This is a genomic window from Vibrio sinaloensis (assembly GCF_000808535.1).
Classification (GTDB): Bacteria; Pseudomonadota; Gammaproteobacteria; order Enterobacterales; family Vibrionaceae; genus Vibrio; species Vibrio sinaloensis_D.
Map to the genome: position 1 here is coordinate 60,543 of NZ_JWLV01000015.1, position 12,009 is coordinate 72,551.

A 12,009-nucleotide genomic window follows, 5' to 3' on the forward strand; every position below is an offset into this window, starting at 1 on the left:
ACAAAACGAGCAGCTCAAACAAGATCTCAATCACAAATAAATGAAAAACATGCAAATCATTAATCTTGCAGCAACTAATTAATCCAACATTGATAACGCAAACGAATGAATCCCCCAAAAGGACTAGCTGAGATCTTGCGGTTCAATATCCAAAGTCCAACGCACTTTTTTCGCGCTAGGCAGCATTTGAATGACAGGCTTGGCGCTCGACAGTAATTTTTGCATCGTAGAGCGTTGCTGGGTTTGCAGTAGTAAGTGCCAACGGTATTTGCCAGCACGCTTGGCCAAGGGGGCGGGCGTCGGTCCTAACACTTGGCAACCATCATCAAACAGCGGATGAGCCTCTAAGGTGTGACGGACTTGACGCAAAAACTCTTCGACCAATGGGCTTTGATTGGCCTCAGCTCGAAACAAGGTAAGGAATGTATACGGCGGTAGCATCGCCAGTTTGCGCTCTTGAAGCGCGGTCTCTGCAAAATGACGATAGCTCTTGGTTAGTAGCGCCTGCAATAAACTATGTTCAGGGTGGTGGGTTTGCAGCACAACTTCCCCAGGTTTACTCGCGCGCCCTGCACGGCCAGCAACTTGAATGAATAGCTGAGCTAAACGTTCAGAAGCGCGAAAATCACTGCTGTAGAGGGAGCCGTCAACATCCAACAGCCCGACTAACGTGACATCTGGGAAGTGATGCCCTTTGGCAAGCATCTGGGTTCCAATAAGGATCTGATACTCACCATTTCGGATCGCAGAGAGCGCGGACTCAAGGCTCCCTTTTCTGCGAGTGCTGTCTCTGTCAATTCGTATCGCTTTGTAATCTGGAAATAGCTGCGCGAGTTGTGCTTCTAATTGCTCAGTTCCGACACCGACCGTCACCAAGTGCGTCGAGCCACATCCTTGGCACTGGTGAATAATGGGTTGCTGAGATCCGCAGTGGTGGCAACGAATCTCATTACTGTACTGGTGGTAGGTATAGTAGGCATCGCAACGTTTACATTCTGCAATCCAACCGCATTCGTGGCACATAAGAGCCGGAGAGAAGCCACGTCGGTTAAGAAACAGCATCACTTGATTGCCAGCCTGTAAGTGCTTACGCATCTCAGCAATCAAAGGCGCAGAGAGACCACTCTCTAAGTACAATCCTTTGATATCTAGTACTTTGTTGGTGGTTGGCGTCGCATTACCCGCACGCTTAGAGAGGATCAAATGGTGATACTTGCCTTGCAGTGCGTTGTGGAGCGTTTCCAGCGCAGGGGTCGCAGAGCCAAGCACAATGGGAATCTGCTCTTTGTTCGCTCTCATAACCGCAACATCCCGAGCATGGTAGCGGAGACTGTCTTGCTGTTTATACGAAGCGTCATGCTCTTCATCAACGATGATAATGCCCAAGTTGTGAAACGGCGTGAGCAATGCTGACCGAGTACCAATAACAATCCCCGCCGCGTTGTCTCGAGCCGACAGCCACGCGTTCAATCTTTCGCTATCATTCAATCCTGAGTGAATCACTTCAACAGGAACCGTGAAACGCTTTTTGAATCGATTGATGGTTTGAGGAGTAAGGCCAATTTCCGGAACCAGGACTAACGCCTGCTTTCCTTTCTCAAGTACAGGTTTTATCAAGTTCAGATACACTTCGGTTTTACCTGACCCCGTCACTCCTTCCAGCAAAAAGCAACCAAAGCCATCTGTACTATTGACGGTCGCAATCGCCACCGCTTGTTCAGTGTTGAGCTTCGGCTTCTCAACAGGCGCTTCAACATCTTGGCTCCAATCTCGAATAACGGGTTTGCGCTCAATCGATTCTATCCACCCTTTCTCACTTAACGTTTTTAGAACGCTAGAACTGATGTCTTGATCAATAAACGCCTGGTGAGGAACAGGTCCAAGCTCGAGCATGTGCATCACTTTCGCCTGTTGTACTGCTCGACCGAACCCCTGCATGAATTGGTCACGCCCCAGCGACGTCAGTTGCCACTCCACCAACGCGGCAAAATCGGCAGGCTTGCCCTTTCTTAAGGCACTCGGCATAGCATTAAGTAAGGTATCGCCCAGCGGGTACTGATAGAACTGGCTACACCAATACAACAAAGAGTAAAGCGTATCTGGCCATACAGGTTGGCTATCAAGTACTTGTTTGATCGGTTTGAGCTTATCAACCCCAAATTCCGACTCATTCACCAACGCGGTAACCACACCAACCAGAGTTTGTCGACCAAACGGCACCGACACTCGCCCGCCAATAATCGGAAACGCATGCGAAGGGATCTGATAATCAAACTGTTTGTCCAGTGGAACCGGTAACGCCACTCGCGCAATCGTTGGTCGCATAATAGCCATTAAAGAAGTGTAAAGTGAGACCAAACCAGTGTAAGGGAAAAGGTCCAAAGTAGAAAGAGACGGGATTTGTTGACCAAAACTTGGCTCGAGTGAATACCAACAAGCGCCTTTGCCATATTCGGCTAAAAAAGTAGCACTTTTCTCTGTAAACGGGTTGATTCAGGGAGATGGATTCATTACTATAGCGCGCCTTAGAGATATGGCTCGCCAATGGCAGCGGTATCCAAGCTATTTTTTAACTACGTGTGGTGTCCGGCTAAGATTCGGATAGCGACACGGCCTATATTAGAGGTTCTCCCATGAAAGCTGGTATCCACCCAGAGTACAAAGCTGTTAAAGCAACATGTTCTTGTGGCAACTCTTTTGAGTTCAACTCAACTCTAGCTAAAGAGTCAATCCACCTAGACGTATGTGACAAATGTCACCCATTCTACACTGGTAAGCAACGTATCGTTGATACAGGCGGCCGTGTTGATCGCTTCAACAAGCGTTTCGGTGCTCTATCAAGCAAGAAGTAATCACTTCTTAACCGAATCTAAAAAGGACGCTCTGGCGTCCTTTTTTGTTTTTCACGTTCAGAAAAGTCTCTATTAACGCAGTGTATTGCTTCATCAATATTGAGAATTTCTAGCGACATCTCTATTCATCTGGTCTAATCTCCAGTGAATTGACACCTTTTGGCGTTACAGGTCGCATTCTGACCTTTGCAGCTTGACTTAGTTACTCTAGAATGGATTCCCCCTTTCCAAACATTAATAACGAGTACCTACACCTATGTCATCTGACAATCACCAAGAACTATCCCCTGAAGAACAATTCCGTCAACAGGCGTTGGATTACCATGCTTACCCAACAGCCGGTAAGATCTCTGTTGAACTAACCAAACCTGCGGAGACCGCAACTGACCTCGCGTTAGCATACAGCCCAGGTGTAGCGGAGCCCGTTCGTGAGATCGCGCAAAACCCAGACAATGTTTACAAATATACGTCTAAAGGCAACATGGTTGCGGTTATTTCCAACGGTACTGCGATTCTTGGTCTAGGTAATTTAGGTCCGCTGGCCTCAAAACCAGTTATGGAAGGCAAATCACTGCTATTTAAGCGCTTCGCTGGTTTGGACTCGATTGATATTGAAGTCAAACACCGCACTATCGAAGAGTTCGTTGACACTGTCGCTAACATTGCTGACACCTTTGGTGGTATTAACCTAGAAGACATCAAAGCGCCGGATTGCTTCGAAATTGAAAAGCAACTAATTGAACGTTGTGATGTTCCAGTTTTCCACGACGACCAACACGGTACGGCAATTGTCACCGCAGCAGGTATGCTTAACGCGATCGAGCTACAAGGTAAAAAGCTAGAAGAGGCGACGATCGTTTGTTTGGGCGCTGGTGCTGCCGCTGTGGCTTGTATGGAGCTACTGATCAAATGTGGCGCGATGCGTGAAAAGATTTATATGCTTGACCGTAAGGGGGTCATTCATACTCGTCGTGACGACCTAAATGAGTACAAGCAGCTATTCGCCAACAATACCGATAAACGCACGCTTGAAGATGTGATCGAAGGCGCGGACCTGTTCTTAGGTGTATCTGGTCCTAACCTACTTCCGGCTGAGGCTCTAAAGCTGATGGCCGACAAACCTGTTGTGTTTGCTTGTTCTAACCCTGATCCAGAGATCAAACCGGAACTGGCGCATGAAGTGCGTGATGACCTCATCATGGGTACAGGCCGCTCTGACTATCCAAACCAAGTGAACAACGTTCTTTGCTTCCCATTCATCTTCCGTGGAGCGTTGGATGTTCGTGCTAGTGAAATCAATGATGAAATGAAGCTGGCAGCGGTTGATGCGATTCGTCAACTGGCGAAAGAAGAAGTGCCAGCAGAAGTCCTTAAAGCTGCGGGCGTAGACCACTTAGAGTTTGGACCAAGCTACATCATTCCAAAACCAATGGATGCTCGCCTACTACCTCGCGTTGCTAAAGCTGTGGCACAAGCGGCCGTAGACTCTGGCGTTGCACGTATCGATATGCCTGAAGGCTACATGGAAGCGTAATCGTCACGCCTCTGAAAACCAAAAGCCGCTAACCTAAAGTCAGCGGCTTTTTAGTATCTGAAACAAATCGACGACAGCAAATTAAGAGGTGCGTTTGTTACCTATTGTGAGCCAATCAAGGCTTGCTTTTATTCTTCGTCAAACGCTTCGTACTCGATCCCCATTTCTTCCATCAGTTTTTTCACTTCTGCTGGGATATCATCTGGGCGGTCTTTTCTTAAATCTTCATCCGTTGGTAGTGGCTGACCGGTATAGGCATGTAAAAATGCTTCACACAATAACTCACTGTTTGTTGCATGGCGTAGGTTATTAATCTGACGACGAGTACGCTCATCCGTTAATACCTTCAATACTTTCAATGGAATAGAAACCGTGATCTTCTTTACTTGTTCGCTTTTCTTTCCATGCTCAGCGTATGGGCTTATGTATTCGCCATTCCAGTCTGCCATTGCGCACCTTAATTCATTTTTATGTTTAGTTGAGTAAAGCGCAATTTTAGCGGTATTTATAGCCACAAGCAAAGACATATAGACGTCTAGAAGTGTTGACGTCTCTAGAAATGAGAAGTAAAGTGGTGAGATATGGAGATGGAATAACATATATCTAACATCCATCAGGTATATCGTATTCCCTACAAGTTGTCACCACTGTTCGAAAGGAAACACTTATGAGCGCCCATAAGCCAGCCACCATTGCCGTACGTACTGGTATTGAATCAGACACTCAACACCACGCTGTTGTTCCCCCTATTTACCTCTCGACAAACTATGGCTTTCCAGCCTTTGGTGAAGTTCCTCAGTATGACTATACCCGCTCAGGCAACCCAAACCGCGGCTTGCTTGAAACCGCATTGTTTGAGTTAGAGTCAGGCAAAGGCGCGGTAGTGACAAATTGTGGCACCTCTGCGCTCAACTTATGGGTGTCTGCATTTTTGGGCCCAGATGACCTCATCATCGCGCCTCATGACTGCTACGGTGGCACATACCGTTTATTCAACACGCGCTCACAGAAAGGTGACTTCCAAGTGCAGTTTGTTGATCAATCGGACGAGCAAGCGCTCAATGCCGCCATTGCGCTAAAGCCGAAACTCATCCTGATTGAAACCCCTTCCAACCCTTTAGTGCGCGTAGTCGATATCGCAAAGGTATGCGCCAAAGCAAAACAGGTTGGTGCACTCGTCGGTGTCGACAATACCTTTTTAACACCAGTGTTCCAAAAGCCTCTCGAATTAGGCGCAGACTTCGTTATTCACTCAACCACCAAGTACATTAATGGCCACTCAGATGTCATTGGTGGCGTGGTCGTTACTAAAACCGAGCAACATGCAGAGGAGCTTGCTTGGTGGGGCAACTGTATCGGTGCGACAGGTACTCCATTTGACAGTTATATGACCCTACGCGGCATACGCACCTTAGGGGCTCGCATGAAGGTGCATGAAGAAAGTTCGGCGCAAATCCTTGAGTACCTCAAAAACCAAGACCTTGTTGGAGCCATTTATCATCCGAGTCTTCCGGATCATCCAGGACACGAAATAGCGAAACGACAGCAGTCTGGCTTTGGCTCTATGCTCAGCTTTGAGTTTGCAGGAAGCTTTGAGCAGCTCAAACACTTCGTTGGCCAGCTCGAACTCTTCTCACTAGCCGAGTCTTTGGGTGGCGTAGAGAGTTTGATCTGCCACCCAGCTTCGATGACACACAGAGCGATGGGTGAAGAGGCGCTTGCAGAAGCGGGAGTCACTCATCAGTTGCTCCGCTTGTCAGTCGGTTTGGAAGATGCCAGTGACCTGATTGCAGACTTAGACCGCGCCTTTAATCAAACCAAGGAGGCATGCTAATGACTGCTTCTCGTCAGCTGCACAAATTTGGCGGCAGTAGCCTCGCCGATCCCGAATGTTACCGCCGCGTAGTGACCATCTTAAAAGAGTACTCTAACAGCGAAGACCTGATTGTCGTCTCTGCAGCAGGAAAAACCACCAACCGACTGATCGAGTTTATTGAATCCCTCAACAAAGATGGTCGACTAGCGCATGAAGTGCTACAAAACCTCCGCCAATTCCAAACTTCCTTGATTGAAGAGCTGATCGCATCCGACGAACAAGACGCCTTGTTGGCAATACTTCATGATGAGTTTTCAACATTAGGCGAACTGACCGCGCCACTCACTGACGCGGAGAAAGCGGCGGTACTTGGCCACGGTGAAGTATGGTCATCACGCCTCCTAGCGGCACTCCTTAACCAAAGCGACCTAAACGCCGTTGCACAAGATGCTCGCGCCTTCTTACGAGCAGAGATCGGGACTCAGCCAGAAGTCGACCGAGGTGCGTCATACCCGCTATTAAAGGAAGTGTTGGCACAGCATGCTCATCACCGAGTGGTGATTACCGGCTTTATGGCGCAAGATAACCACGGCCAAACCGCGCTGCTTGGTAGAAACGGCTCCGATTACTCCGCAACCGTCATTGGGGCACTGGCTGAAGTCAGCCGCGTGACAATCTGGAGTGATGTTGCAGGGGTATACAGCGCGGATCCACGTATCGTGAGTGATGCATGTTTACTGCCACTACTCAGACTGGATGAAGCCAGTGAACTCGCTCGTCTCGCTGCCCCTGTCTTGCATAGCAGAACGCTACAACCCGTCGCTCAAAGCGCAATGGATCTGCATCTTCGCTGTAGCTACGAGCCAGAGTGGGGGTCGACTCGCATAGAGCGTGTATTAGCCTCTGGTCGAGGAGCAAAGATCATTTCCTCACTCAGTGAAGTGCTGCTTATCCAACTCAATTTTTCTGCGGGCCATGATTTTTCTCGACTCGAAAAAGAAGTCCTCGCAGGCCTGAAACGCGCTCAGCTTGAGCCATTGACATACGAGGTTCAACACGATCAGCATACTCTGCGCCTTGCTTACACCGCAGAAATTGCCGGCGGTGCACTAAAACACCTGCAAGATGCCGCAATCGAAGCGGAAATTAAACTAAAGGAAGGCTACTCATTGGTCGCAGCAGTAGGTGCAGGAGTGACCAAAAACGCCAACCACTGTTATGGTTTTTATCAAAAGCTGAAATCCTCGCCTGTTGAATTTGTTTCTGAATCTCAATCTGGCTTGAGCTTAGTCGCCGTTTTACGCAAAACCGACACGACTCCGCTAGTAAAAGCTATTCACAGCCAGTTGTTCCAAGCTCAAAAACGCGTTGGCATCGCCCTGTGTGGCAAAGGGAATATAGGTTCAAGCTGGCTAACCCTATTTGCTGAACAAAAAACCGAACTGGAAAAGCGCCGCGGTATGAACTTTGAGTTAGTTGCTGTCATCGACAGCCAAACATATTGGTTTGACCCGCAAGGCATTGATGCCGCTTCAGTGAGTGCCCGCTTTGACGATGAAGCCACCGAGTACCAACCTGGAGAGTGGATTACCAAGCTTGGCGCGATTCAAGGTTACGATGATGTCGTCGTCTTGGATGTCACCGCAAGCAAAGAGCTAGCAAGCCAATATTTGAAAATTGCAGAGCAAGGTATGCATCTAATATCGGCGAACAAAGTCGCGGGTTCGGCTTCAAGCAAATATTATCATAAAGTCCAAGATGCCTTCGCAAAGATAAATCGCCATTGGCTATACAACGCAACTGTCGGTGCAGGACTTCCTATCAACCACACAGTGCGTGATTTGCGAGAAAGTGGGGATGATATCCAAGCACTGTCAGGAATCTTCTCTGGAACGCTCTCATGGCTTTTCCAGCAGTATGATGGTTCGGTACCTTTTGCCGAGTTAGTTGATTTAGCCTGGCAACAAGGCCTTACCGAGCCCGATCCACGCAACGACCTTGATGGTTCGGATGTTATGCGTAAACTGGTTATCCTTGCCCGTGAAGCAGGGTTAGCCATAGAGCCAGAAGCCGTCAAGGTCGAAAGTCTAGTCCCTGAAGAGTTGGCAGCGCTCTCGCTCGATGACTTTCTAGACAAGAGTCAATTGCTCAGTGAACTACTTGCGGAACGACTCAAGAAAGCACAGCGTGAAGATAAAGTGCTTCGTTACGTTGCCCGTCTCGAGAAAAATGGCCAAGCGAGCGTCGGCGTAGAAGCATTAAGCAAAGAACATGCACTGGCTAATCTACTGCCATGTGACAACATTTTCGCGATTGAGAGCAAATGGTACAAAGACAACCCACTCGTTATCCGTGGACCAGGTGCAGGAAGAGAAGTGACCTCTGGCGCGATTCAATCGGATCTCAATCTACTCTCTAGCTTCCTTTAAACCTACCTAGGGCTGTCTTTTGCAGCCCTTTTTTATCCTGACTTGCAAACTCTGTCTAAAATCATAGACAGAGAACTCCAGTAAAGTGAACTTCAATATCACTCATGATCAACTTGAATAAAATTCATAATTAGATTATTGACATTAAATGGTATTCAAGACATCCTGTAGACATATAGACGTCTAAACGTCAATTTAAAGATTTGGATTTGAGCGGGCAGAGTTGCCACAGGGAGAGTAAGATGGGATACACACACGCAGGTCATATTGACGCCTTAAACCAGAATATCGCTGAACTTTCTGACAACATCAATGTGTCATTTGAATTTTTTCCGCCAAGTAGCGAGAAAATGGAAGAGACGCTTTGGAACTCTGTGCACCGCCTAAAAACACTAAAGCCGAAGTTTGTTTCTGTGACCTATGGAGCTAACTCAGGCGAACGTGACCGTACCCATTCAATCATCAAAGAAATCAAAGCTGAAACTGGCTTGGTCGCAGCACCACACTTGACCTGTATTGATGCGAACCGTGAAGAACTCATTCAAATCGCTGATGACTATTGGAACAACGGTATTCAAAGTATTGTTGCACTGCGTGGCGATATTCCTCCAGGTGGTGGTAAGCCTGAGATGTACGCATCCGATCTTGTGACATTATTAAAAGAGCGTCATGACTTTGATATCTCGGTTGCCGCTTTCCCAGAAGTCCACCCTGAGGCGAAAAGTGCGCAAGCTGATCTTCTGAACCTAAAACGCAAAGTCGACGCTGGTGCAAACCGTGCCATCACCCAGTTCTTTTTTGATGTAGAGAGCTATTTACGATTTCGTGACCGCTGTGTCGCAGCCGGAATCGACGTAGAAATAGTGCCGGGCATCCTGCCAGTATCAAACTTCAAGCAAGCCTCACGCTTTGCTGCACAGAATAACGTAAAAGTACCAAGTTGGATGGCCAAACAGTTTGAAGGTCTGGATGATGATCCGACAACTCGCCAGCTAGTTGGTGCTAGCCAAGCGATTGATATGATCCGAGTGCTCAGTCGCGAAGGTGTGAAAGATTTCCATTTCTATACGCTTAATCGTGCGGAAATGACATACGCTCTGTGTCATACACTAGGTGTTCGACCTTCCGCTTCATAATCGATAAAACGTAAAAAGGTTGGCATTCGCCAACCTTTTTTCAATTCTGTCACAGATAAGTGTTCAACTTACTCGACTTCATCCATTTTACCTAGAAGGTTACGGATGCGATCTTGCCATGCAGCATGTTCTTGTTGCATCTGTTGAGCCTTTTGCTCCAATTCTTCGCGGCTAGAACGTAGCTCATTCGCCTCAAGAGCAAGCTTTTCTTTCTCTTCTTTCAGCTCTTCAACTTCCATCTGTAGCAAAGAAATAGTGTCGACTGCTGTTTGGATTTTCGCTTCTAGTTGTTCTAGTACTTCAAAAGACATCTTAGCCTACCTTTAGTTATTCGTTTATGTGAAGGGCTCTCCACTCAATACCTTCATTCTACTCAGCCCGAGAATGATAAACACGCCCTATATTCGATATTTTGTGCCATTCGGTCAAAAAAACAGCACAGCTTGACAATCCCCTGACTGAAAGAGATTCAAAGTGCGAACCCGAGGAATTTCGACGCTGCTTTGATCGAGTTCAATTCAAATTACACGAAATAGCAAACGTTTTCCTGTCATTGTGTTAGAATCCTGCCGATTTTCTCATTCCCCCTTACTTTGGAGCTATCATGAAACGCGATTTAGCAATGGCATTTTCTCGAGTAACAGAAGGCGCTGCTTTGGCTGGCTATAAATGGCTAGGCCGAGGCGATAAAAACGCAGCAGACGGCGCGGCTGTTGAAGTTATGCGTACCCTGCTTAATAAAACCGAGATTAGCGGTGAGATTGTTATTGGTGAGGGTGAAATCGATGATGCGCCAATGCTTTATATCGGAGAAAATGTCGGTATCGGGGGCGATGAGGTTGATATTGCAGTCGACCCTATAGAAGGGACGCGTATGACCGCAATGGGTCAGTCTAACGCGTTAGCCGTTCTTGCTGCAGGAGAAAAAGGAAGCTTCTTGAAAGCCCCAGATATGTATATGGAGAAACTCGTTGTTGGTCCTGGCGCAAAAGGCTGTATCGATCTCCATAAGCCATTAAAAGAGAACCTAGAGAATATCGCTCAGGCACTGAACAAGACACTCGATACCTTGGTCGTCATAACGCTCGCAAAGCCACGTCATGATGATGTCATTGCTGAAATGCAATCAATGGGTGTCAGAGTCTTCGCCGTGCCTGATGGCGACGTAGCAGCATCGATCCTGACTTGTATGCCAGACAGTGAAGTTGATGCGATGTACTGTGTAGGTGGCGCTCCAGAAGGCGTAGTCTCCGCCGCTGTCATTCGTGCATTGGACGGTGATATGAATGGACGACTACTCCCACGACATGAAGTAAAAGGGAATAGCGAAGAAAACCGCATCTACGGTGCTGCAGAGCTAAAACGTTGTGAAGAGATGGGTGTTGAAGCGAATGTAGTCTTAAAGATGGAAGACATGGCACGCAGTGATAATGTTGTGTTTTCAGCCACGGGCATCACTAAAGGGGACCTATTAGAAGGTATTACACGCCAAGGCAATATCGCAACGACAGAAACTCTGTTGATTCGCGGTCGTTGCCGCACGATTCGCCGTATCAAATCAATTCACTACCTTGAACGCAAAGACCCAGAAGTCAGAGATATTATTCTTTAACTCTCATAGAGCATTATGAGTTAGGGCCAGCCAGTGCTGGCCTTTTTTGTATACAGAGCAAATTGGGGAATTGAAAGAATACGCCTACAATTTAACCTCTTGGTTTCCCTTCCAGAGCCCTCAACAAAGTAATGAAAACCTCCGCCTAAACTTTTCTAATGATTAGCATATGAGCATGAAACAAAGCTTATTGGTATAAGTTCAGCTGTAGGAAAGTCACAGGCCAAAGACGTTTTTAGACTGGCGGTTCAGAATGGCTAGGCTTACATCCAATTAGAGCTCTCTTACACGCGAAGGCAAGTAACGTTTAACAAAGCTCGCTATTTCTTGTTCTTACGGAGCTTGTTCATAAACAATAGCAGGCTATTTGGATAATACGGCTGAGAGTCATTGGTCAGCACAGAAGTTTTCTTGACCCAGAAACGACGAAAACCTAGTCGCAAGACTAGGCTTTCAAATAAGTAGCAAAGTGATTGAATTGATACTTGATTCCATGGGTGAACGCTCGGGCTCGATGGTTCGATATTCCGGTCCGTGAAAAAGTACGCAGTATTTTCGGAAATCTGAAACGTAAAAAAGCCCTAGTCTTTCGACTAGGGCTTAGTATAAATGGCGGAGTGGACGGGACTC

At 47.3% G+C, this 12,009-nt stretch carries 9 protein-coding genes; 6 read left to right on the forward strand and 3 right to left on the reverse strand.

What is annotated here, in order from left to right:
* Window positions 1–123 precede the first annotated feature (123 nt).
* Window positions 124–2,325: a primosomal protein N' gene (priA, locus tag RJ47_RS11355; RefSeq protein ID WP_039483863.1), complete on the reverse strand. Its 2,202-nt coding sequence runs from the start codon at window positions 2,323–2,325 to the stop codon at window positions 124–126.
* A 308-nt stretch (window positions 2,326–2,633) separates the two neighbouring features.
* Here priA and rpmE point away from each other — a divergent pair, with 308 nt between their 5' ends.
* Both rpmE and RJ47_RS11365 read left to right on the forward strand, forming a co-directional pair.
* Window positions 2,634–2,852: a 50S ribosomal protein L31 gene (gene rpmE, locus RJ47_RS11360; protein WP_004743259.1), complete on the forward strand. Its 219-nt coding sequence runs from the start codon at window positions 2,634–2,636 to the stop codon at window positions 2,850–2,852.
* Window positions 2,853–3,108: 256 nt separating this feature from the next.
* Window positions 3,109–4,386: a malic enzyme-like NAD(P)-binding protein gene (locus RJ47_RS11365; protein ID WP_038141180.1), complete on the forward strand. Its 1,278-nt coding sequence runs from the start codon at window positions 3,109–3,111 to the stop codon at window positions 4,384–4,386.
* Window positions 4,387–4,514: 128 nt separating this feature from the next.
* Here the strand turns inward: RJ47_RS11365 and metJ are convergent, their stop codons facing one another.
* Window positions 4,515–4,835, reverse strand: coding sequence for a met regulon transcriptional regulator MetJ (metJ, locus tag RJ47_RS11370; protein WP_038141179.1), 321 nt, complete (start codon window positions 4,833–4,835; stop codon window positions 4,515–4,517).
* 218 nt (window positions 4,836–5,053) lie between these two features.
* Here metJ and RJ47_RS11375 point away from each other — a divergent pair, with 218 nt between their 5' ends.
* From RJ47_RS11375 to metF, 3 genes are all read left to right on the forward strand, one after another.
* Window positions 5,054–6,220: an O-succinylhomoserine (thiol)-lyase gene (locus tag RJ47_RS11375; protein ID WP_039483865.1), complete on the forward strand. Its 1,167-nt coding sequence runs from the start codon at window positions 5,054–5,056 to the stop codon at window positions 6,218–6,220.
* Window positions 6,220–8,631 carry a bifunctional aspartate kinase/homoserine dehydrogenase II gene (locus tag RJ47_RS11380; protein WP_039483867.1) on the forward strand — a complete coding sequence of 804 codons (2,412 nt, stop codon included), beginning with the start codon at window positions 6,220–6,222 and terminating at the stop codon, window positions 8,629–8,631. The genes RJ47_RS11375 and RJ47_RS11380 overlap by 1 nt, the downstream gene beginning before the upstream one ends.
* A 242-nt stretch (window positions 8,632–8,873) precedes the next feature.
* Complete coding sequence (gene metF, locus RJ47_RS11385) at window positions 8,874–9,767, forward strand: methylenetetrahydrofolate reductase (protein ID WP_005474202.1); 894 nt, start codon at window positions 8,874–8,876, stop codon at window positions 9,765–9,767.
* Between the two features lie 68 nt (window positions 9,768–9,835).
* Here the strand turns inward: metF and zapB are convergent, their stop codons facing one another.
* Window positions 9,836–10,078 (reverse strand): cell division protein ZapB, encoded by a 243-nt coding sequence (gene zapB, locus RJ47_RS11390; RefSeq protein WP_005474192.1) that lies wholly within the window; start codon window positions 10,076–10,078, stop codon window positions 9,836–9,838.
* Between the two features lie 293 nt (window positions 10,079–10,371).
* Between zapB and glpX the strand changes: the two genes are divergently transcribed.
* Window positions 10,372–11,379 (forward strand): class II fructose-bisphosphatase, encoded by a 1,008-nt coding sequence (gene glpX, locus RJ47_RS11395; protein ID WP_039483870.1) that lies wholly within the window; start codon window positions 10,372–10,374, stop codon window positions 11,377–11,379.
* Window positions 11,380–12,009 lie beyond the last annotated feature (630 nt).